Consider the following 23,805-nt stretch of genomic DNA (forward strand, 5'->3'; position numbering starts at 1 on the left):
GGGCAATATGCTCCAACGTGCCAAATCCATCCTGGGGCACAATAACTTTACCGCTCTTTACGACAAAGGTTACCACACCGGAAGCGAAATGGCCGTAGCCGATTCGTTGCAAATAAACGCATTGGTGGCCATTCCCCCGCTTTCGGGTGCATCGCATGCTCCCCATCCCGATTACGACGTAAAGCATTTTACTTATAACAAAGAAAACGATACCTATACCTGCCCACAGGGGCACGTGCTCAGCACCAAAGGCAACTGGTTAAACGCCAAAAACAAATTAGGAGAAGTCTCGTACAGGTTTAAAAATTACACCACCTCACAATGCAAAACATGCGAAAAAAGGCCACTCTGCACAAGGTCGGAGGTCAATGGCAAACAGGTAAGACGAAGCGAATACACCGAGAATATAGAAAATAACAAGGCAAGGGTTGAGCAAAACGAAAAGCAGTACAAACGACGGCAGTCCATTGTAGAACACCCCTATGGAACCATAAAAAGGCAGTGGGGTTTTAGCTACATCATGACAAAGAAATACATTCAACGCGCCGAAGCCGATTTTGGTCTGATCATGAATGCCTATAACTTTCGCAGGATCATTAACATTGTTGGAAAAGCCCGGTTAATGGAGTACCTAAAAGGTACTGCCCCCATTTTTACCTTTAAAAACAGCCTTTACAATGCCATTCTAAACAATTTTGAGCATTTGTTTATCAAAATAAATTATTATCGCTATTTTCAGGCAGCATAATAAACCCAAACAACAGCTTAAAAAGGGCTTAATACACAACAAATTTTATTTTGTAGATAGTTTTTAGACAGACTGCCGTTATCTATTTTACCACCAGGAAACTCCCAGTAACCGCTGAGGTGCTTGCCGGGCGCCCTTCTGGTGATTAAAATTTTACCAGAATTAATTATTATAGCTGCAGTTACGGTTATCATTTTTTTAATACTTACTGGCATTCATGTTTGTTATAAGGATAAAAGAGATAGCAAATATATAACAATAGCTTCAATACTAAAGGTTGTGGATCTTGTTATGTTGATTGGCTTTTGTAATCAGGCAAAAAGCTTTTGAAGGCATGGATTACAAATCTGCGTTATAAATCACACTCCTAAGTTCTCTAACTTGTTTTGAATAATTGAAGAAGGGGTGTAAAGTGGTAATATTTTAAACTGAAGAAGAAAAATGTTTTTTGAGCTGTAAATCAAAGTGGGTTGGCCTGTCGAGGAGTAGAAGGCCATTGAGGGTGTGAATTACCAATGGTTTTATAATTCCAGGAAGGGGCTTGTCCTTGTATTTGAAAAACACTTACTTCTTCAGAATTATAAGCTATTGGGAAGAGAGCGTTGGCATTCTTCTCGGCTAGAGTTTTTTGCTTCGTTTTTGGGGCGATGCCAAAAATGAAGATGGGATAAGGCAACATCCCATTATTGAGAGATTTATTAGCGATTTTTTTAACGAAAGGTATGTGGCGAGGACGACGGTGTATAAAAAACCATTATACACAATTCTCTGGAGGTAATATCATTTTAACCATGAAGTTAGCGCTTAATACGCTGCTGATGAGTAATCATAACGTTGAATACGAAAGTATATTTAACGTTCGTATAATAAAAGTTATTTAAACATCACCGTTTAAATATAAAATAACCCCCTATGATGTTTAGTTTTCTGGCATAATTTAGATTTTCATATACATACCCTTGAAAATCTAAATTATAATGAAAGTACTAAAAATATTATTTCTATTGGTGGTTGTCAATATCTGCATTCAATCATCCATATATGCCCAGGCATTAGGCTACAAAAATAACCGCATAGCTTGTAGTGCCGACGGAAACAATCAACCCGACCTGGAATATACCGGAACGTATAACACTGCCGATCCGGATGATTGGGGAGCAACACCCATGTCATTAGCTATATTGGCTAAAGCTAAGCTGCAGGATAAATTGGTACATTTTTCTTACAATAACTTTATGCCTTCTCCTGCTCATTCAACGGAGAAAAACTATATGAAGGTGAATGCCGAAGATGCGGCTAATCGTTTTAAGTATGACCTGGATGTATTTTTTGATGTAGGCACGCATAAAACAGAGGCCATTGCCAGTTTAAAGACTGAGCTGCAAAAATCAACAGCTGCTGATCCTTTGTACTTTATTCATATGGGACCATCAGAATTTTTCTATCAGGCCGTTAAAGCTGTTATTGATGATGGTGGAATAGAATCATTATCTCATGTTTACGTGATATCTCATAGTAATTACAACGATAATCACCTGAGGAGACCTACAGAGCATACCATGACACAATGTATTGAACGTAGTGGTAACAGATTAAACTATAAGTTGATAAAAGACCAGAACACTTGTGATATAGGTTATCAGGGGCTGTGCTCCAATCAGAATGCCTACCCTTGGAGAAATTTTAAAGCCCATCGCGATCTTAATATGGTATGGTTGTACGAAAGAATGCAAGACCATAAACATGGTAAATACGATGTGTCGGATGCCGGCATGGTGTATTATCTATTAAAAAACAATTAAAATGCAAGTCCTTCTGCTCTGGATGATTTTTTTGGTTATGGTATTTTATTGCCTGGCGATGAACTTACAGAAGCGATAGATATTACGAAGGAAAGCGTTACTATATTTCCACAACGAAGATATCAGTTAAGTTTTTCAACAGTACCAGAGGAACCATGGGACGATTTTATGAGCTGGACTACGAGCAATGCTGAGGTAGCTTATGTTTCTCCTGCCGGTAAATTGGTTGGAGTTACTCCAGGTACCGCTACCATATCAGTAAGGGCAGGTATAGATGAAATAATTGATCAAATTGAAGTGAAGGTGGTAAGTGTTAGCAAATGCGAAACTTGCTCAGAGGATTGTGATTTAGTTGAAAAAGATGGTTTACTGGTGTTTGAAGCCGAACGCTTTGATTTAAAAGGAAGTTGGCAAGTGGTGAGTGGCGATAACTATGCCTCGGGAGGTAAGTACATAACTTATACGGGAGCGAATAGTTATAATTCACAAAACCTGGCAAATGAAATTTCTTACACTTTTACGATTAATAATCCGGGTCGTTATACCGTTAAATGGTTTATGCGTCAACCTGATGAAGCAGAAGGAGATTTATCGAACGATATATGGATTTACATAGATGGAGATTTAGGATATTCGGGAAGTGATAAGCTTACCTCGTATCAAAAATTTGTGGGCAGAAGCAAAACGGTATTTACCATGAACGGGCAACTGGATATTAACCACAGCTCATCCTCCCTGGTGGCCGATTTTGCTGCGACCGGAGATTATACCCTAAAGGTTTGTGGTAGGTCGGAAAATATTCAGATTGATAAATTTGTCTTTTATAAAGGTTTATCGGCTGACGAAGCAGAGTTTAAAGCATCGGATGTAACAGAAACAACTACCTGTATGGATGATGTGATTAGTGGTACAGTTGAAGACACAAGTATAGGCAAAGGGATTAAAGCACGGACTTTGAAAGTCTATCCCAACCCTGTAAAAGGTGAATTTAATATTGAGGCCCGGAAAACTGGCGTACTTAAAATTATTTCGATGGATGGAAGAATTATTCAAGCAAATAAGGTAAATATTGGAACAAATACCATATTTCTAAATCAATTGAAACCAGGTAATTATATCGCTCATTTAAAAGACTTAGAAGGCTCAAGTAGAACAGTTATATCGGTACGTAACTAAGAGTAGTTCAAATGTAAGATAGGCACGCTTTGCAAAAGCGCGCTAGGACTATGCCGAATGAAGTAATAATCTTATAGTAAAAGAAAACCTGTCGGGTAAGACAAAGATTAGGTCTAAAACTGAAAGAACTTTTTAATGAGTTTTGCATAGCCTAATAATGAGGGGACTATGTATTCTACCGCAAGTCTGTGACTTGTGGGTTGTTACATTTTATGTCACAAGTAGCAAACTTGCGATAGTTGAGGGGATAATGCAGGAGGTAAGGGAGTACCACTAGCGCATTCTATGCACACTGGCGCGCTTTTGTAAAGCGTGCCCATTGTCTATAAGGTTTTTCAAACCAAAATTTAACTGTTTTTGATATATTTGGTTTATTGTAAAACTAAATCGAGAGCTCTATGTCATCAAAGTATAAAGTTCGTAATCAGGAAGCCTTACATTTTGTTACAGCTACAATTATAGATTGGGTTGATTTGTTTACCCGACCAATATATAAACATATTTTGGTAGAGTCTTTAGAATATTGTCAGAATAAAAAAGATTTGAAAGTTCATGCTTATGTTATAATGACTAGCCACATTCACCTTATTGTAAGTTCTTCAGGTTCAAATCTAGAAGATATTATCCGTGATTTTAAGAAATATACATCTAAAGAACTGCTGGCTGCAATTAAAGAACATCCCGAAAGTAGAAGAGAGTGGCTTTTGAACAAGTTTAGTTATGCCGCAAACCGAATAAAAAGAGGTGCTAATTTTAAGATATGGAAAGATGGTTTTCATCCTGTTGAATTGGCAACAACTGAAATGTTAACACAACGATTAGATTATGTTCATAAAAACCCTGTAGAAGAAGAGATCGTCATAAAACCAGAAGATTATAAATATTCTTCAGCTATTGATTATGCAGGCGGCAAAGGGGTATTAAGTTTAGTTCAAATATAAGATAGGCACGCTTTGCAAAAGCGCGCCAGAGGTATTTAATGGCCTATTTCAATAATTACTACATTGCTGGCAAATTACAGCGTTATTTGATTTTAATGGAAAAACATCGTCATTTTATTATACATAAACCGTCAGGATTTCTATCGCAGTTTGTGAGTAACCAAAAAAAGTTGAAGAATAAGAAGTTATTAGGAGAGCTTTTTGATTTTCCCGAGAACACCATGTCCATTGGACGTCTGGATGAAAACTCTGAGGGTCTATTATTACTTACAACCGATGGTAAAGTTAGTGAACAGGTGAGAAGTAAAAGGGTAGAAAAGGAGTACTTTGCACAGTTGGATGGATTGCTAACGGATGAGGCTGTTAAGCAATTAGAACGTGGTGTAGAAATTGGTATACAAGGAAAAAAGTACACCACCTTACCATGCTCCGTAACACGTTTGGATTGCGCCCCTAACATAGAGCCATCGGGAAAGAAAATAAGAAGCGAAAGACATGGGCCAACCAGTTGGGCTTCAATAACCATAACGGAAGGGAAGTTCAGGCAAGTACGTAAAATGACCGCTGTGGTTGGTTTCCCTACGTTAAGGTTAATCAGGGTGCGTATAGGTGATATAAAACTGAACAACCTATCCACAGGCAGCGTTATTGAAGTGGATGAGATTAAAACTATGACTGAATAATCCTATAAAAGTTGTTATTAATTGTTTTAGGTTATAACCATACATAGTGCAATAAGCGGGCTATAATAAAATAAAAGAGCTAGAATACTAAAAGGATGTGCTCTTTGCTGTGTGTATTAAGATTTATAATTCGGTAGAGAAATGGTATTAAAAAAGCGCGGATTACAAATCCGCGCTAAATATCATCTCATATTGTATTAAATTTTAATAAACCTGCCAATGTGGTTTCCAATTACGATAAAATACAACCCCTTTTGTAAATCACTAACATCAATGGAACTATTGAGTAGGTTACCGGTCGAAATTATTTTGCCCAATGTATCGCTGATGGTATAGGTTTCGTTTGGTTTCATTTTTTTTACATAAATCTTCCCGTTACTTACCGGATTGGGGTAGATTTGTGATGGGTCCATTTTGGTTTTTCTTACTGAAATATCAGAGCTAATCGTTATCGTAATAGTATCTGATTTACCCAGTGCAGAAACCACAATTCTTGCTTCTCCGGCTTCAATAGCTGTAACTTCTCCTGTTTCAGAAACTGTAGCAAATTCTTCATCCAAAGATTCCCAGATTGCCGTTACTGGTGTAATTCCTAAAGGAAATACATTTGTTTCTAATTGTAGTTTTTCGTTTACCTTCATTTCTACATTTGAGCTAGTAATCGAAATACTATCAATTGTGCCAATCTCCGAGGATTGTAATAAAGCAGTGTAAACGCCCGATGATTCAACCGCACACCAAACCCTGTTGGGGTTTCCGGTATCAAAAGTAATATCACCTAACATCATACTGCCCCTGCCTTCGTTCATCTTTGTCCAGGTGTTTTTGTAGTCTAACCCGCCACCGGTTAAAGTATAAAAGGTTCCGGCATCTTCTTTATTATTGCTCGATGTTTCACGGGTAGCCACCAATAAAATATTCTCATCGTTAGGGCTCGTTCTAACAAGAGAGGTAAAAGGATGGTCGAATATTTTTTTCCAATCCGATATTTGGTAATCACCATTGGATTTATAGTCCGCAACCCAAACACCACCTTCGCCCCAATCTGCAACTGAACCTTCGCCACCTGCTGCAATATAAATTTTTGTGGGTTCACTATCTGTTAAGTGCAACTGAACATCCCACACAGATTTGATATTAGCAGGAATGGTTATTTTTGACCAGTTACTACTTCCATCCTCAGATCGGTATAAACCACCATCTACATATCCTGAAGTTCCTGCAGGGGCACGATATCGTTTAACGGCAGCATATAAACATGTTTCGTTACCTGGGTCCATAACCAAGGCTTTTACGCAAGCACTGTTGGTACCAATAAGGGTACCTGAGGTGTTTCTGCCTCCGGCTGTCAGGGGCAAACCACTGTTCATACAAGTCCAGGTGGTGCCTTCGTTGGTAGATTTATAAATACCTTTTTGGTCCTCGGGATCGTAAATCTTGGTTTGTCCCATGGGGCGGTTATCCGTGTCTATCACCTCGGCAATAGCATACATGGTTTTCCCATCGCTAGCAATCCGTAAATCGCTCCAGTAAATACATTTCATGTCCGCTACGTTTAAAGTATTCGGAACTTCAATGGGTTCGCCCATGGTGGTATGTGTATCGCTGGTGCGTGTACATTTTCTAATCTCACCTGTACGTTGCGACATATAATAAAACACCTCAGGATCGGTAGGGTGACAAGCCATGGTAATAGGCGTATTTAAAGGCTGACCAGGTGCCCATGTGGGACCAATATCAATCAATGCAGGAATGCGTTTAAGACCTACAATACCAGGAAAATTAGGATGCACCTGTGAAGTTGATTTAAAAGCCGAAGCTTCATATTGCATCACAAACATTTCGCCGGGATGATGAATGTCAGCTACTACCCCATAGGCTCCTGTGTCGTTGTTGCCATGTCCGTAGAATACATCATCCACTTGCGTATTGTCTACACTGGTCCACTCATCATTTTCGGCATCGTATTTATAGGTATGGTAACCTTTAACAGCAGAAACATATACAGTGCCATCCGCAGCTATAGCCATGGAACGAACTCCCCGGTTTTCGTAGCTGACAAATTCGGGTAATTTATGATCGGCTACCCCCAGTTCTACGTTTCTGTTGTTTCGATTGGGGTGATTAGTTGACCAATATGAATCTTTTGAGTAACCTGTTCCAATTCTAAAGGCAGGAAACCATTTGTCTCCACCATTATTGGTGCTCCAAACGCAACTGACAGTTGGTTTTGTGATGGTACCTCCCCAAACGGATAAATAGGCCTTGTTGGCATCTGTTGGATCGCAAAGTATATTAGAAAAATCTTGCAAAAATGAGTTAGGGATGTTTACTGAATTTTCTTCATCGTTAGTATATCCAAACCATTTTTCGAGCATGTATTTAAAATAGGTTTTATTGATATCCAACTGTGTTAAGTCCAAGTATAATTTGCTGGTTTTATTAGTCCAACCTAATGAAGCAGATGTAGTTTCAGGTGTTGTAGTTTTATAAATACCTCCTTTAGATGTTAATATGCTACCGTATACTTCGTATTCAATTTGTTGCAAGGCATAAACGGTTAATGTACCATTGCTCCATTGGTAATCGGCTTTTGAGCAGCCTTCTAAAATCTTGGTCCAGGCAGTGCTGGCATTATCTTTACGGTAAACACCCGATGATGTAGCAGCAAATAACATATTGGGGTATGTGTTGGTATTAGGATGACAGAAAACATCAAACACAGCTGTTGTGGCCTCCATTCCAGTTCCGGATATAGCTTCAATAGTGCGGGTGTCACGTGTAATATTCGTGATTTTCCAGACTTTAGGTGCGTTAACATCAATACTTGTAACAGGATTTGGATTAACACCTGTGCGATAATACTTATTGTCGAGCCCATTGGCCAGATACCAGGTGCCCTCATCGGTAGGGTGGGCGAAGGCAGTATACCAAACAGAATTGGGTTCCTGCCCCGAAGCATAGGAGCTTATTTTATCAAAATTTCGTCCTCCATCAGTACTCAGGAAAATGTCTTTCTTGTTTAAGCTTAAAACAATATCATTATTCTTAGGGTCGCTCACCACGCATTCGTCGCTCAGCGTATTTCGTTGTGTCCATACGCCGTTATACGGAACAGTGCTTTCCCAGTGTAAACCACCATCGGTGGATATATAATCGTTACCCATATCAGGAGCAGTCCATAATTTTAAGGGGTCAACCGCATCGGTATAAATAGCCCTGTTACTTCCTGCCATTCCAGGAGCTACCTGTCTCCAAACACCGGAAACATCCATGCCGTAATGTGCTGTTTCGTCTGAATTGGTTTGACTTTGCGCTACATTTATTGGGAATATTAAACAAGCTATTAATACTATCAGTGCATAATTATTCTTCATATCTATGTTGTTTTCTGTCAATCTGCTACTTATGCTATTAAAGGTGAATAACAAAATTTTCTTTTTACGTTTACACCAATCCGGCAATTGCCGGAGGCTTGCTAAAAGAAGATTTAAAAAGTCCCCTTTTGGGGATTTAGGGGTGAAAAGAAAATTCTGTCCCGTACCTCTATTTGAAGTTAGGTGATGTTTACAGATTTTTATGCTTAAAAAAATCCCATGCCTATAGTGTTGGAATTTTGTAGGCATAGGATTTTAAAACTTATATAACGTCAAAAACTACAATACAATTTTAGTAGATGATTTACCCACTTTTACAATATAAATACCTTTGTTTAATGCTAAAGGTATCTGAGCTGATGTTCCTTGAATTAAACCTGCTTGTACAACAGTACCGCTTAGGTTATAAACAGCATAAGCATTTTCCGTGGCATCTTTAATATATAAGGTGTTTCCTGAAACGTAAATTGAACCAGCTATTGCAGGAGAATTGATGTCAGTTGCTGTAGTAATTTCAACAACAAGATTAACGAAAGTAACACCGGAAGCAAATAAATTGTCTTCACCTTCTATGCCTTCATTTCTATGTAGTTGAATCATGTATCCATTACCACCGGTCATTGCAGGGCCAACAGGGGTATTAGCATCAATATCTATAGTTCCGGAAATATTTCCGTCTGCATCAGCAGTCATGGAACCAGTACCATAAATAGTGGATCCTTTCGACCATCCTGACCACAAAGTTAAGTTTCCATCTACTATATCACCTACTGCAAAACCTGATCCTGTAACAGTTATAGATGAACCAGCAGCCGCAGATAATCCCCAAACATAGTTTCCTGATTGAGGTTTTCCTTCTGCTTCAATAACTTGAGCAAATGAAGTAACGCATATAAGAGCAAATGCAATCATTAAGTAAATCTTTTTCATAAGATTAATAATTTAAGTTAATAAATAGATTTTAATATCAGGCTTCAAATAAATGTATAAAGCCTTAATGGTTTAATAATGAGATTAAAATTGGCAAGATTTAATTGATTTTAACAGGGTTGGTTTTATTGTAATTAGGGGAGAAAAATTTTAATATTAAATAGTATGGAGGCAGAATTCTAGGTTTTTATGAGCTCGAAAGGGGGGTAAAATATGAGTTAGAAAAGCTATAATGAAAAAATACCACCCATATAATCATGTTAATCGAGGTATTTTTAAGCACTTTTTTTATCTTGTGAGGATAAGTGTTCGAATTCTACAATAAACTGTATTCTATGAAGCTGCGTATTACCTTTTCTGCTATCTTTTTTTTATTGGTTACTTTTTTAAAGGCGCAATATTACAGTGTTGATGTTATCACAACCCAGGAAGGTCTTTCGCAAAATGATGTAACCACTATAATGCAAGATTCTCACGGTTTTATGTGGTTCGGCACCCATGACGGAATAAACCGTTTTGATGGAAAGACCTTTAAAAAATATTACAAAAGTAAAAATGGATTGGCCAGTGGAATTGTAACCCAAATAGTGGAGGATAAAAATAAAAATCTTTGGATAGCAACCATGGATAATGGAATTTCCCGATTAAATCTAAAAACCGGAAAAGTCGAAGAGAATTTAAAAAAGGACAATAGTTCTGCTGCTTTAACCGAAAATGCAGTTTATGATATAATATCTGATTCGAGTGGTGTTGTGTGGTATGTAACCGAACATGGACCTGGTAAAATAGAGCATATCGATGGTAAAACTGTTGTTTCTGATATTGAAATTAATACGGATAGAAATTTTTCTGCCACTAAGTTTAGAATTGACGAAAGTAATAGGTTATGGCTTTTGGGTCACACCTTTTTGGGATATATTGAAAATGATAAACTGATTGCTTTAAGAGACCGTGAACAACAGAATTTTATGGATATTGCGGAGTATTCCGGTACATACTTGTTGGCTTCACACAAAAGAATTGGCCAAACGAAAGGAAAATACATTCTGGGAGTTCAAAAATATCATCTTGATTTTTGGAATACCATAATTAGAAGAGTAATTGTTGATTATGAAGGTAACTGCTGGGTAGGTACTCAGAAGGGACTTTATAAATTTAAATATAATAATTCACAGAAACAATTTGTCGTTGACAGAAGGTTTGCTGCGGAGAAAAGGAAACTTGGTTTATCCAATATAGATGTTAGGAGTTTATTTGTCGATAAAACAGGTATATTATATGTAGGTACCTATGGGGACGGTGTGAAAAAATTGAATCCCAAAGGAGAGAAGTTTCGACACTATTTGCCACACAAGGATGGTGTTATGAATAAGATTAGGTGTGTTTTTCAAGCTTCTGACAGCAAAATATATTTAGGAGATCATAAGGGAACCATATTTGTTTGGAATAAAGATTGGATACAGGAAAATAATCTGTTAAAAGATACCTTTAATATAAACACCAGTGTAATATGTATGGCTGAAATAACTTCAGTAGATGGTAAACGGTCTGTTATTGCAGGAGGTGAGTATTATAAATCGCTGACCATTATTGCAGGAAATGAAATTGAATTGCCAGAAATAAAATCCAACGTTTTTACCATTATTCAGGATAACAATGGATTAGTTTGGGTAGGTACATACGGAGGTGGACTTTATAGGTTTGACCCCTCAGGTAAGATCCCTTTGAAATCCTTTAAATTAAGTGAAAATCCAAAGTCAATTTCATCCAATATTATACGTAGCTCATGTATTGATGCGGAAGGCAGGTTGTGGATAGGAGCAGATAATGGTCTTAATGTTTTAACGTTAAAAGAACAAATAAAGGATGAGCCATCGTTCATTAAAATTAAACACAGCCCCAACGACCCCAAAAGCATTAGTCATAATTATATTTTACCCATTATAAAAACCAGGAATGATGAAATCTGGATAGGAACAATGGGCGAAGGACTTAACCGATTAGTGAAGTTTGATAATCAAGGAAATGTTGAGTTTGAAAGGTATAATACTAAAACAGGTTTAATTAATAACCTGATTAGGTCGGTTGTTGAAGATGATGCAGGTAATCTCTGGATATCATCTAATAGAGGTATTTCTAAATTAAATCCAGCTACCAAAGAAGTAAAGAATTATGATGTTGAAAACGGGCTTCAGGACTATGAATTTAGCGATATAGCTGGAATCAGATTAAAGGATGGAATGTTACTTTTTGGCGGTGTGAACGGAGTGAATGCCTTTTATCCAATGGAAATCAAAACAGATTGGACTAACGCAATCCCCGTGTTTACAAGACTTATGATTTTAAACAATGAAATTAATGTGGGTGATACGGTAGGGAATAGTGTTATACTAAAAGAGGATATTAATGTTACTAATCATATCAATATAAAATATAAAAGCAATAGTTTTTCTGTTCAGTTTGCATCCTTGCATTATGCTGAACCAGGCAAAAATGAATGTAAATATATGTTGGAAGGTTTCGATACCAAGTGGATAGAAGCTAAATCGGGAGAGCAGGCTAAATACACCAACCTGAAACCAGGTGATTATACTTTAAAATTGATGGCTGCGAATGGAGATGGAGTTTGGAGTGATGAGGTTAAAGCGTTGAATGTTACTATACAACCACCGTTTTTACTAACAAATTTTATGTTTGCCGTTTATGCTGTGGCTTTCATATTTTTATTGCTGTTTTTCAGGAAGTTTTCAATCATTCGGATTGAAAGGAAGCATGAACTATCCATTGCTGAGTTAGAGAAGAAGAAAGAAAAAGAACTGAATCAAATGAAAATTCAGTTCTTCATGAATATATCTCACGAATTTAAAACGCCGCTAAGTTTAATTATTAACCCTTTAGAGCAGTTGCTAAGCAAAGAGAATGTCCCTTCTGGCGATAAGCTGAAAAAATATCATGGAGTAATGATGCGTAATGCCAAGTTACTTTTACGTTTGATTAACCAATTAATGGAGTTCAGGAAAATTGAGCTGGGAATGCTAAAGTTAAATGTGAGGGAAGGGGCTATAAAAGACTTTCTTACCAGTGTTTACGATTCATTTACCCCTATTGCGCAACAAAAGGATATTAAATTTAACTTTATTGCGCATGGGACTATTGAAAAACTTTGGGTAGATTATGATAAACTCGAAAAGGTGCTTTACAATGTTTTGTCAAATGCTTTTAAATATACGCCCGAAGAAGGGGAAATTAATTTAGAATTAATAGACGATGCTAGCGAGTACGTAACCATAATAGTTTCTGATAACGGAGAAGGTATTCCACAAGGAGCACAACAAGATGTTTTTAATAGGTATTACCGTGCCAACTCAACAAAATTGGCAAGCGGAACAGGTATTGGTTTGGCATATACCAAAAGCTTGATTGAATTGATGAAGGGTAAAATAGAGTTTAAAAGTAAGCAGAACGAAGGAACTGTTTTCTTTATCAAAATACCGAAAAACAAGAATGTATTTGGTAAATCCTCGCTTATTTCAGAAGACTTAATAGCCAACGATAAACTCATACCTGTTACATCCGATTTACTATTGGAAGAAAATACCTATGGTTTTAACGATAACGACAAGGTACATAATGATCAACTGCCTTCTATATTAATAGTTGAAGATAACAAAGACTTGTGTTCGGTGTTAAGCGATGCGCTGAGCAATAACTATAATGTGCATGTAGCTTATAATGGTTCAGAGGGTATTCAAAAATGCCACGATATATCACCCGATATTATTATTACGGATGTATCCATGCCGATAATGGATGGTATTGAAATGACCGATAAACTAAAGAATTCGGTAGAAACCTCTCATATTCCCATAGTCATGTTAACGGCCCATGCCACAGAAGAAGATCATATGAAAGGATTAAAGGTAGGGGCAGATATTTATATACACAAACCGTTTAATATCAATTTGCTTGGGGCACAAATAGTATCTCTTTTAAAGAACCGTCAGGCATTAAGAAATAAATTCCATAATAAAATTAATGTTCAACCATCCGAGATCAGCCCAACCAATAAGGATGAGGAATTTTTAAATGATTTGCTGAAGTTTATTGAAGATAATATTTCCAACCCAGAGCTTACAGTTCAACAAATGGCACAGCATTGCGGTTTTTCGCAAGTGAAACTAAATAATAAATTAGATGCACTTACCGGACAAAAAGCGAAGAAATTTATACGATCTATACGAATTAAAAGAGCTTGTCAGTTGTTGTTGCACGGAGATTTGTCAGTGGCCGAAGTAACTTATGATGTTGGTTTTAACGATTTGAGGTACTTTAGAGAATGTTTTACAGCTGAAACAGGATGTTTACCTTCGGAATATAAAAATAAGCATACTTCAGATAAAATAACCTAGAAAACAAATCATTTTAAAATCGTAAACAAAGTCACAGGACAGAGTTCAGCCTACGTTCCCTTTTTTTGGGAACCAGGCTTTCCATACATTACGTATTTTCAATATATATAGTTTATTGTAACATAGTTAAAATGTTTAAACTTAGGGGGTATTTATGTTGAACTTTTCTGGTGTAAAATATGACTGTGTATAATTTGCTGTATATAAGCGTCTTATATATATTAAAATAACTCCACCACAATACTTTATTTTCTGCTTGTCCATTTCGGAATACGTACCCTATATTTATCATGAGTAACCTGAATCTACCGGGCTTAAAAAATAATTTTAAACCAAAGTTCTAAAAGAATAGTTCCAATGTTGAAAATAGTTTTTTCGTTAATGTTGCTTTTACTTGTTTCTATTGCTTGCTCAGAGAAGGAAACAAACAATAAATCTGGTTTTCCGTTTGTACTGCCCAAAGAAAAGCCAGACAGGGATATGAGTGCAGCAATGGAACGTATCTACACCGATTATGAATCGCCCCAACCTCAGAATAATGAATTGTTCAGCCAGTTTAAATATACAGAATTGAAAGGGTTTGATTATAATAATAATGATGGTACAATATCTCGCAGGGATCCATCTAAAATATTGTTTCATAACGGTAAATACTATGTGTGGTATACGTATAGAAATACACCAACCCCGCCTCAAGGTGCTGCAAACTGCAACGATACCATTCCTTCATCAGATTGGGACCTTTCGGATATATGGTACGCCACTTCAGCAGATGGATTTAATTGGGAGGAACAGGGAATGGCGATTGCGAGACCGGAAAAACCTTTGGTGGGTTGGCGTTCGATCACCACTACGGATATCTTAAAGTGGAAAGGTAAATTTTATTTGTACTATCAGGGTTTTATGGAAGCGAGCGGGAAAAGAGGAGATGATTGTCCGGTAGCCGTGTCATACGCTGATTCGCCGGACGGTCCATGGACGCCATATAACAAAATTATTATTCCAAATGGAGAAGAAGGAGAATGGGACCAATATTCGATACACGACCCATACCCGTTGGTGCATAATGGCAAAATTTATATTTATTATAAGTCCGACTTTGGTGAAAAACCGCATCTAGTGCGTATGCAAGGATTAGCCATTGCGGAAAATCCATTGGGGCCATTCACAAAACACCCGTTAAACCCACTTATTACTTCGGGTCATGAAACATCACTATTTCCCTTTAAAGAAGGGGTTGCAGCATTGGTATATAAGGACGGTCCGGAGCATAATACCATTCAATATGCACAAGACTGGGTTAACTTTGAAATTGCTTCAATTACAGAATTAATGCCTTATGCAGCAGCCCCCTTTGTGCCCGATGCTTTTGACGACACAAAAGATGGGAGAGGGATAACTTGGGGAATCGCACATTTTATAAACGAAACCGGAAATTGGAACAAATATTGTTCAAAGCTGGTTAGATTTGATTGCGATTTAAGTCAGGATATCCACGATCCGGAAATGAAACAGCACCGGGTTAACCATAAACCCGATGTGTACTACCGTCAAAAATTAAGTAAAAAACAATTGCTTCGTATTGAACAGGAAAATCATCAGCTAATTCAGGTAAGTGGTTTGAAATAAAAAAATATTAATGAATTCTTAATTGGTACTTAGGTATAAAATCTAATCCAACCTTTATTGTTAGGGTTGGATTTTTTTTGGTTATTGGCATCAAATCAACCTATCAAAACAACAAGAATTCAAATCGGGTTGGTGGAATTATAGTGATAATGGTGAATATCAAATTTCTGATTGGCTAAAATATCGCAGTATATAACTGAAAATACGGACTGACACAAATAATAAATTCTCAGAGAAATTTTTTTCTTTTTATTAAGGATCGTTTAATAATTAAGATAATTATTCATAAAAAGAATGAAATGAGGATTAAAGGCTTAGCAGGTACAATAATAATTGTATCATTATTTCTAGTGTCATTAAAGTGTAATACAAGTCATGCTAAATAAAAATATAAACCTAATGTAATTGTTATACTTGCCCATGAATTGGGATATGCCGATGTGGGATTTCATAAGTTTGTAATGAAAGATGCGTATGCCCAAATCTGGATAAATTAGCAAATTCAGGCGTTGTTTTTGAGAATACTTATACAACTTCTTCAGTATGCAGTAATTCGCGATATTAAAACAACAGAATCATTTGAAAATACAACAACAACTGAGGTGTTTTGGACGAATTGATCAAGTTTATAAAATCAAAAAAGGATCAGCTATTGCACTTACACCATTAACGTGTGTACCGGAGCATTTAACCCGCCATATGCATTAGAAAATCTATTACACATTGAAATTGTTTCAAAACAAGACACTCCGCTGCTTCACTTCAACTCACCATAACGATGCTCCCGAAAGTAATCGGGACAAGTTATGCCTCGTTTCAGTAAAGCCTTGTTTTATTGCACTTTCAATGTTCACGACGAAGTTCTATTGCATAATCCGGGTTTAAGAGTGAAATAAGGAATTCCGGAACGTGTGTTTAAGAGAGCAGATAAAGTATGGCAGTATCCGCATTGGGATCCTATTGTTCAGCCAAACTATAATGAATGGTACGATCAAACCCATTTAAAATGGTATTGATTGCTTTAGTGCCCAATGGTTTTCCTCTGTTAGTTGCTGGAGCCATTCTGGGGTATGCGCATATAAAGATTGATGCTTCCATCTCTATTATATTTGCCATGGGTTATGTGATAGCGGTGGATGACACGATTTATTTTTTTGGTAAGTTCAGGTATGAACAACAAATGAGTGGAGATGTGAAGCAATCAATATTATTATCATTAAACTCTACAGGCAAGGCCATGATACTTTCATCTTTAATTTTGTTTTTTGGATTTCTTATTTTGCTGACATCTCCATTCAGGGAGACATATTAAAATGGATTATTGGTTAGTATCGTTGTTTGCATTGCACTAATAGCCGATTTATTATTGCTACCAGCGCTTTTGTTAGTGTTTTTTGATAGGAAAAATAAATGAACCCTTCGAGGGTATCAAAACATTACTTTATAATGAAGAAACCAACTATGCTAATTTTGTGCGCATACTCAATGAAGCCTATCATGCCTAAAACCTTGTAAAACCAGATCTAATAGGAGGGGCGGTTTACGATAGTAATGATTTATACGAGTTCTGAAAAACAAAATACCCCGAGAATCAAGATGAACCTCGGGGTAACGTGTTATCTAGATGCAATGATATTTAATTAAGTTCCATTCTGAAGACATTGGCTATATCATCCAACTCGGCATCCGGAACAGTTAATTCGAAGTTGATATCTCCAAAGCCCCATTTACACTCCGTGTTTGATCCCATAAGGGTAATCTTTTTAATTCCTTCTTCAGGATAGTATTTGTGTAAACCTAATTCTTTGGTAGAAATCACGGAGCCTGGTTCCGGTTTACCTAGTACAAAAAGATATAGATATTTGCCATCTTTAGATTTTAGGAAACGAGCATCCTTTGCAGTATATTTTTGGGTTGCCGATTGACCACCGTGTTTTCCTTCTTCTGCTTTCGCATTTCCAAATCCTTTGATTGAGTACGGACGTGTTTCATAAACTGCCTCACTGTATTTCTTCATCCATTTTCCAACACGCTTTAAAATATCTCTTTGCTCCTGGTTGATCACACCATCAGCTGTTGGAGACACATTTAAAAGAACCACTCCGTTTTTACTCCAAACGTCGATCATGTTTCTCACCACCATTTCAGGTGTTTTATAAGTCTGTCCTTCAACATAACTCCAAGATTTATTACTAAGCGTTACATCCGTTAACCATACCGACTCCGATAAGTCTTTTTTACCACCTTGCTCAATATCCAATACTCCAACAGTTTTAGGTATAGCGGCTTGCTTATATGCGATAATTACCTCTTGATTTTTCTTTTTAGCCTCGTTTAAATAGTAAGCGGCAAATTTCTGGCGATATTCCAATGGAATCATTCTTAACCAAACGTCAAACCAGATAATATCGGGAGAATACTGATCAATTACTTCTTTTAATTGATCGAACCAGTACTCATTAAATTCATCCGCCGGAATGTTACCATACATCTTTGCAATCTCGGCATCTTTTGAAGCGGTTGCTGTTCCCGGAACATGAGCAAAATGACTGTGATAAGTAGCAAATTTTTCAGGATTTCCTCCGTGACGCTGTAAATTACGGGCATGGTGGAAGGTTGCGATGAATTTCATATCGCGCTTTTTAACGGCTTTAGATAAAAGACCGGTGATATCTTTCTTAGGACCTTTGTCTGCCGAGTTCCATGGATTTACCTCACTGTCCCACATGGCAAATCCATCATGGTGCTGCGAGCACGGACCAGCAAATTTAGCTCCCGCATCTTGAAATAGCTGCGCCCATTCTTCTGCATCAAACTTCTTTCCTTTAAACATAGGAACAAAATCGTGGTAGTTAAAATTCTCCAACTCCCCATATTTTTTAATATGATGTTGCTTTACTTTACCATCTCTGTACATATGGAATGGATACCATTCTGAATAAAAAGCAGGAACAGAATATACACCCCAGTGAAAATATATACCGAATTTAGCATCCGAAAACCATTCAGGTGCCTCGTTGTGGGCCGATAGAGATTCCCAGCTTGCTTCGTACTGATCATTTTCTATCTTATCTTGGTTTATAGTTTGGGTATAACATGGTGCCAATACCAAACTAAGGAGTAATAGTGATAATAGGTGTCTCATTATTATTTGATTTTTGTTATTCCTCTGAAAGTGTTAAAAGTAATGAAATCTCCATAGGGTAGAAGGGAGGTTTTAGGGTTTTAGGGTTGCAGAATAAAATACCCCCTTTTTTTGTGACTTTTTTTCACTTAAACAAGTTGACTTTGTAACTTTTTATTATCCGATTCAAGATCTCTTTTCCAAGTAAAGTCCATGTCAACCCGTCATTCATTCTACTTATCGGAATAATATGGCTAGAGTAAGGCAAAGGTGACTTGCCAACGCACTTACAATTGGATTGAGCACTTATAATACTCAATTGTTACCTGACCATACTGTTAATGAAGGATTAGCCCTTAGTACAATCCTGGCAACAGTCATATTTTCCATCAACTAACTTTAATAGGAAAAAAAATCATTAGATGTGTATTTTATCATCAACGTGCATGAAGTTCAATTTACTTTGCTTTGATGCGGTCAATTACCCATCGTAATATATTGTCGTTATTTTGCGAAAAACTATCCCAATCGTAATTCAGTAAAACATCGGGTTGAACGCCAGCAGTGCGTGTTTCCTGAATGTTGAAAAATCGCTTGGAATAACATACTACCAGTTTGGAATTTGGAAGTTCAAAGCTGTCCATGTCCTGATAACCCGTTGGGTTTGAACCGCTGGGTTCGCCGACGATTTTGGCATTCAGCAGTTCCCGGTAAAGAACTGTATTGCTTGTGGCTGCCGAAAAAGTTACATTGTCGGAAAGAACATAAACGCCCGATTCCCAATCGACAGGGTCGGCCAGGTTTAAGGCATAGGCAAGCACCAATCCCGTGTACAAATCGCCGCCACCATTATTTCGCATGTCAATTACGAGTTGCCGGATGTTGGCCTCGAAAATGTGACCTACGATTTCTTCCCCAATAGTCATCATCTCCTCAAATGTCGGATAGCTTTCAAAATGAATGTATAGTCCATCAGTACCTGCAATTGGAGCGTACCAAAAATCTTGTGTTTTTATGTTTCCGGGAGTTTTTATTTCGGGAACAGCAATTTTTAGTTCCCTGAATACATGATTATTGTATTCATCCTGGCTTAACCCATGTAGTGTTTTTGTTTGTAACAGGCCCGTTTCATCCGTAAAGGTAAAAGAAGCTGCAGTTTTTTTGTTAGTTATTCCAAGCCCGTATAAGAGTTCCGAAAAATTTAAATACTGGGATGTTCTCGTTTTTCGGGAATATTCGTTTTCGACAAACTGTGCTACTTGCTCTACCTTCTTTGCAACTTTATTTATGGAGTAATCATTTATCTTAACCAACTCTTTTCCTAATAAATAGCTGTACATTTCATCCACACGGATTACTTTCCATTTTCCTTCAAAGTTTTTTAGCTCAAACGGATAATTATGGGTTTGCTGATTACGGAATGAGATGGCCGTATGTCCATCGCCAATTTTACGGGTAAGCCGCATTAATTCAATGGCAATCTCCAAATCTGACCTAGACTCCAGCAAAGCTTCAATTGATTGTAACTCTTTTTCAAACTCCGCTTTATTGATGGTATGGTAAACATTGATGTGGTTTTGTTCCAACCCCATTTTATACGCATCTAAATCTTCTAACCAGGCAGCTTTGCTGAGTTCCTGAGAGAACAAAATTAATGAAACGAGAAACAAACCAAGAGTTATAACAATTTTCTTCATTATTTACTTATTTAAGATTTTTCTGAGTGTATTCACATCATTTCCGATTATGGTTATAGCATGAACCGGACAGCTTTTACCTTCATTCCATTTCCCCATTTACCTTCAAATATAGCAAAAGGATATGTGTTAATGGAAAGGTTTTTTTTGTCCGGAACATTCGTAAAATGATGTGATTTAGGTGAAACACAAATATGGGCGACCATGGGTTTTTATTAAAATTGCTTCCTGATGATAATTATCATACGAAACAAATAGATAGAATATTTTGTTTAAAGGTTTGTGATGAACAGAATAGTATATAGAATTTTGATATGCATAAATTTTTCTGCTGCATTGGTAATTCTTATACACCTGATGGCACACAACAGAACCAAAGGTACATACTTATGGGTCGTAGGTCTGCTAACACTCGTTTTGTCAATTAGTGTTCCCGGCGGTATTTATGGTATGGCTGAAAACCATAAAAAATGGCCTAATTATTAATGTGGCTGATCCGTTGATTTTATAGTATGGCCTTTTGTTGTTTATCTATATTTTTGTGCTTACTAAAAGATGGTTATTTTATGACTAGCGAAACAGGATCAAAACATACTGTTAACCAAGCGATAAGAGATAAAACTATTGCTGTTCTGCCATTTGTAAACATGAGTGGCAACAGGGATTTTGAATATTTCAGCGATGGCATAACCGAAGAAATTATCAATGCCCTCGCAAAAGTAGATTCCTTAAAAATAACTTCCCGTACATCTTCATTTGTATTTAAAAACGCAAACAAACCTGTCGAACAAATTGCTAAAGAACTGAAGGTTGAAGTGGTTTTAGAGGGGAGTGTGAGGCTGGCAAAAGATACAGTGCGTATTACTGCACAATTGATTCAAGCGGAGCATGATTTTCACTTTTGGTCGGAAACCTGGGACCGGAAACTCGAAAACATCTTCGAAGTACAAGATGAAATCAGCTTGCTGATTGCCGATAAACTCAGGGAACAGTATGGTCACTTTGAAATACAGGAACATTTGGTGCCCAGGAAAACCGCTAATATATCCGCTTACGATTATTCTTTAAAAGCCCGATTTCACTTTAACAAATGGAATCCCGAAGACGTAAGGAAATCCATTGATCTGAATGAAATGGCCATATCCATAGACCCCAAATTTACCGAAGCTTATGTTGGTTTGGCCGATGCATATAGTTTTTTAGCGGTAACAGAAATGATGCCTTCTGAAGCAGCCTGGTCAAAAGTTAAGGAATACATACAAAAAGCGAAGACACTCGATGCTAACAATGCCGGAGTATATTACCAGTTAGCAAACCTATATTTTTTTACGGAAGCAGATTTTAAGTCTGCGCTGGAGTATGCATTGAAAGCATTGGAATTAAACCCGAATTATGTACAAGTTCTACAATTTACATCTTTACTTTATATACTATCGGGAAACTTGAAGAAGGGAAGAAGTCATATTGATTTAGGGTTAAAAATTAACCCTCTTTCACACGAAACCTTATTCTATAAAGCATACTATTACTATCGTATGGAAGAATTTGGCAAAGCACTGGATATATTTAATAAAATGCTGGAAGCTAATCCGAAGAACATCCCGGGCATTGTTCAAAAATGTTATTGTTTGATTCATCAGGGGCAACCTGATAAGGCATTAGACTATCTCGACAGCATTTCTAAAGACCTTCTTCCGTCCGATGAATATTTAGGAATAGCTTGCCTTGCCAATATGTTCATAAGTAACAACAACGAATCAGCGGAAACCCTTTTTTTAAAACTGCAGGAGGCAGCACAAAACAAAACTTCGTTCCAAGCACATTCGTACCTTTATCTGGCCTATGCCATAGCCAACAAACCCGACGAAGCATTCGACTGGCTGGAAAAGATGATTAATATAAATTCACCCATTATTTTAATAAGTTTTGCCGATCCATTTGTTAACATTTTAAAAAAGGATGCACGTTACTTAAGTTGTCAACAAAAACTATTTCCGGTTACGAAATATGAGGATTTAGAAAAAGCAACAAAAACACCTTTATTGGATGAGTCCACAACTGTAAAATATAGTGAATTCTTGCTCAAATTTATTGAAAAAGAAGAACCCTTTCTTGTGCCAAACCTGTCGCTTCGGTCTTTAGCAGAACAAGTACAAATCCATCCCAATAAACTTTCGTGGTTACTTAACGAGCAGTTAGGCCAAAACTTTAATGAGTTTATTAATCATTACCGGATCGAATATTTTAAAACCCTTGCCCAAAACCCTGATAATTCACACATCTCGCTGTTGGGTTTGGCGTATGAAAGTGGTTTCAACTCAAAAACCGTTTTTAATACTTATTTTAAAAAAGAAACTGGGATGACCCCGAAGGAGTTTCTTAAAAAGCGCCAATTATAGAATATATGATAATAACTTCGTTCTGACATCTTCAAATCCAGCTACCCTTGTAGCGCTGTTACAGACAATTTTTTGGGCCAGATAGCTCAAAAAATTGTGAATTGTTTAAAATTGAATAGTATCATTATACAACTCAAATTTTCTCATTAAAATTGGATGGGTAACAGGTATGCCTGTTGATGCAGATATTGCATTTTTTAAGGATACAATTAAAAATGACAGACAGTCTTTGCTTTATTGATAAAACCAATAATGAAATACTATATTAAATTTCATTGGTGTCCGGTAAAGTTTTCAAAATATTTGTGAGAATGTTGTATTGTAAGGTTTGTGGGTAGTTTCACTTACAGCGGGGTTGCTTTTCCACCTCTGATAAAATGCGTTAAGAAAATCGAAGAGTGAAGCGTAAAAATTAAAGCTGTTAGAGCGTAGCGAGTTCTTTGATTATAGCGAAAAGATTTGATTTTTAGTAATTTTATCAGCAGTGGCGGCATTTTTTGTTTCGTTTTTGCTGCTGTAGGCAAAAATGAAAAGCCCGTCGGCTTGAGACAAAATGAGATGTTTCAATTGAAAATAGTTTTACCGGACAATAGTGATTAAATTTATTGAAAAAGACCGATACAAAGCTGATTTAGAAGTTAAAAACTTTGAACAACCTGTAGGTATGTGTAAATATCAAGTACCCGAAATTATGCTTTTAACCGGAGAATCACCAAACAGTTTTCTGAAGGAATACCGTTTATTATCTATTAAAGGTACTTAACGGGCATCTAAAATACATAAAACAAGGGGTTGCTGAAACCGGGTATAGCACCCCTCCGGTGAGTTGAAACAAGTTACTGAAACGCCTTGTTATGAAATAGTCTAATTGCATAGGAGGATTTCTAATG

The 23,805-nt window shown here is 37.0% G+C and carries 15 protein-coding genes; 10 read left to right on the forward strand and 5 right to left on the reverse strand.

Features of this window, described 5'->3' with window-relative positions; translation table 11 throughout:
- Positions 1–748 (forward strand): transposase (locus ACRD64_RS16540; protein WP_430934564.1); only part of this gene is annotated, 748 nt, incomplete at its 5' end.
- A 17-nt stretch (positions 749–765) separates the two neighbouring features.
- Here the strand turns inward: ACRD64_RS16540 and ACRD64_RS16545 are convergent.
- Entirely contained in the window at positions 766–963 is a 198-nt protein-coding gene (locus ACRD64_RS16545) for an NUDIX domain-containing protein (RefSeq protein WP_430934565.1), read from the reverse strand.
- A gap of 762 nt (positions 964–1,725) precedes the next feature.
- Here ACRD64_RS16545 and ACRD64_RS16550 point away from each other — a divergent pair.
- The 4 genes from ACRD64_RS16550 to ACRD64_RS16565 all read left to right on the forward strand — a co-directional run bounded on the left by ACRD64_RS16550 (position 1,726) and on the right by ACRD64_RS16565 (position 5,350).
- Positions 1,726–2,550, forward strand: coding sequence for a hypothetical protein (locus ACRD64_RS16550; RefSeq protein WP_430934566.1), 825 nt, complete (start codon positions 1,726–1,728; stop codon positions 2,548–2,550).
- Positions 2,551–2,598: 48 nt separating this feature from the next.
- Entirely contained in the window at positions 2,599–3,726 is a 1,128-nt protein-coding gene (locus ACRD64_RS16555) for a T9SS type A sorting domain-containing protein (RefSeq protein ID WP_430934567.1), read from the forward strand.
- Between the two features lie 398 nt (positions 3,727–4,124).
- The gene (locus ACRD64_RS16560; RefSeq protein WP_430934568.1) at positions 4,125–4,667 is read left to right on the forward strand and encodes an REP-associated tyrosine transposase; all 543 of its coding nucleotides are present in this window, start codon (positions 4,125–4,127) and stop codon (positions 4,665–4,667) included.
- A gap of 95 nt (positions 4,668–4,762) precedes the next feature.
- Positions 4,763–5,350 carry a pseudouridine synthase gene (locus ACRD64_RS16565; protein WP_430934569.1) on the forward strand — a complete coding sequence of 196 codons (588 nt, stop codon included), beginning with the start codon at positions 4,763–4,765 and terminating at the stop codon, positions 5,348–5,350.
- Positions 5,351–5,547: 197 nt separating this feature from the next.
- On the opposite strand, the gene ACRD64_RS16570 is transcribed toward ACRD64_RS16565, so the two are convergent.
- Both ACRD64_RS16570 and ACRD64_RS16575 read right to left on the reverse strand, forming a co-directional pair.
- The gene (locus ACRD64_RS16570) at positions 5,548–8,727 is read right to left on the reverse strand and encodes a T9SS type A sorting domain-containing protein (protein WP_430934570.1); all 3,180 of its coding nucleotides are present in this window, start codon (positions 8,725–8,727) and stop codon (positions 5,548–5,550) included.
- 279 nt (positions 8,728–9,006) lie between these two features.
- Positions 9,007–9,657, reverse strand: a complete 651-nt coding sequence (locus tag ACRD64_RS16575) for a T9SS type A sorting domain-containing protein (protein WP_430934571.1) — start codon at positions 9,655–9,657, stop codon at positions 9,007–9,009.
- 335 nt (positions 9,658–9,992) lie between these two features.
- Here ACRD64_RS16575 and ACRD64_RS16580 point away from each other — a divergent pair, with 335 nt between their 5' ends.
- The 3 genes from ACRD64_RS16580 (at position 9,993) to ACRD64_RS16590 (ending at position 17,007) form a co-directional block, all read left to right on the forward strand.
- Positions 9,993–14,066 (forward strand): hybrid sensor histidine kinase/response regulator transcription factor, encoded by a 4,074-nt coding sequence (locus tag ACRD64_RS16580; protein ID WP_430934572.1) that lies wholly within the window; start codon positions 9,993–9,995, stop codon positions 14,064–14,066.
- Between the two features lie 357 nt (positions 14,067–14,423).
- On the forward strand, positions 14,424–15,695 hold the full coding sequence (locus ACRD64_RS16585; RefSeq protein ID WP_430934573.1) for a glycoside hydrolase family 117 protein: 1,272 nt from the start codon (positions 14,424–14,426) through the stop codon (positions 15,693–15,695).
- A 982-nt stretch (positions 15,696–16,677) separates the two neighbouring features.
- The gene (locus tag ACRD64_RS16590; protein ID WP_430934574.1) at positions 16,678–17,007 is read left to right on the forward strand and encodes an MMPL family transporter; all 330 of its coding nucleotides are present in this window, start codon (positions 16,678–16,680) and stop codon (positions 17,005–17,007) included.
- 324 nt (positions 17,008–17,331) lie between these two features.
- On the opposite strand, the gene ACRD64_RS16595 is transcribed toward ACRD64_RS16590, so the two are convergent.
- Entirely contained in the window at positions 17,332–18,840 is a 1,509-nt protein-coding gene (locus tag ACRD64_RS16595; RefSeq protein WP_430934575.1) for an alpha-L-fucosidase, read from the reverse strand.
- Between the two features lie 437 nt (positions 18,841–19,277).
- Positions 19,278–20,516 (reverse strand): hypothetical protein, encoded by a 1,239-nt coding sequence (locus ACRD64_RS16600; protein WP_430934576.1) that lies wholly within the window; start codon positions 20,514–20,516, stop codon positions 19,278–19,280.
- 285 nt (positions 20,517–20,801) lie between these two features.
- Here ACRD64_RS16600 and ACRD64_RS16605 point away from each other — a divergent pair, with 285 nt between their 5' ends.
- Positions 20,802–21,002, forward strand: coding sequence for a hypothetical protein (locus tag ACRD64_RS16605; RefSeq protein ID WP_430934577.1), 201 nt, complete (start codon positions 20,802–20,804; stop codon positions 21,000–21,002).
- Between the two features lie 80 nt (positions 21,003–21,082).
- The gene (locus ACRD64_RS16610; RefSeq protein ID WP_430934578.1) at positions 21,083–22,915 is read left to right on the forward strand and encodes a tetratricopeptide repeat protein; all 1,833 of its coding nucleotides are present in this window, start codon (positions 21,083–21,085) and stop codon (positions 22,913–22,915) included.
- Positions 22,916–23,805 lie beyond the last annotated feature (890 nt).

Origin of the sequence: Saccharicrinis sp. 156, from assembly GCF_050589685.1 — a bacterium.
Classification (GTDB): Bacteria; Bacteroidota; Bacteroidia; order Bacteroidales; family Marinilabiliaceae; genus Saccharicrinis.

What these genes read in the sequence shown, in the direction of transcription:
- ACRD64_RS16560 (WP_430934568.1), top strand. Translation starts at nt 4,125, where the DNA reads ATGTCATCAAAGTATAAAGTTCGTAATCAGGAAGCCTTACATTTTGTT.
- ACRD64_RS16550 (WP_430934566.1), top strand. Translation starts at nt 1,726, where the DNA reads ATGAAAGTACTAAAAATATTATTTCTATTGGTGGTTGTCAATATCTGC.
- ACRD64_RS16600 (WP_430934576.1), bottom strand. Translation starts at nt 20,516, where the DNA reads ATGAAGAAAATTGTTATAACTCTTGGTTTGTTTCTCGTTTCATTAATT.
- ACRD64_RS16580 (WP_430934572.1), top strand. Translation starts at nt 9,993, where the DNA reads ATGAAGCTGCGTATTACCTTTTCTGCTATCTTTTTTTTATTGGTTACT.
- ACRD64_RS16545 (WP_430934565.1), bottom strand. Translation starts at nt 963, where the DNA reads ATGCCAGTAAGTATTAAAAAAATGATAACCGTAACTGCAGCTATAATA.
- ACRD64_RS16565 (WP_430934569.1), top strand. Translation starts at nt 4,763, where the DNA reads ATGGAAAAACATCGTCATTTTATTATACATAAACCGTCAGGATTTCTA.
- ACRD64_RS16595 (WP_430934575.1), bottom strand. Translation starts at nt 18,840, where the DNA reads ATGAGACACCTATTATCACTATTACTCCTTAGTTTGGTATTGGCACCA.
- ACRD64_RS16610 (WP_430934578.1), top strand. Translation starts at nt 21,083, where the DNA reads ATGACTAGCGAAACAGGATCAAAACATACTGTTAACCAAGCGATAAGA.
- ACRD64_RS16590 (WP_430934574.1), top strand. Translation starts at nt 16,678, where the DNA reads ATGGTACGATCAAACCCATTTAAAATGGTATTGATTGCTTTAGTGCCC.
- ACRD64_RS16585 (WP_430934573.1), top strand. Translation starts at nt 14,424, where the DNA reads ATGTTGAAAATAGTTTTTTCGTTAATGTTGCTTTTACTTGTTTCTATT.
- ACRD64_RS16570 (WP_430934570.1), bottom strand. Translation starts at nt 8,727, where the DNA reads ATGAAGAATAATTATGCACTGATAGTATTAATAGCTTGTTTAATATTC.
- ACRD64_RS16605 (WP_430934577.1), top strand. Translation starts at nt 20,802, where the DNA reads ATGAACAGAATAGTATATAGAATTTTGATATGCATAAATTTTTCTGCT.
- ACRD64_RS16575 (WP_430934571.1), bottom strand. Translation starts at nt 9,657, where the DNA reads ATGAAAAAGATTTACTTAATGATTGCATTTGCTCTTATATGCGTTACT.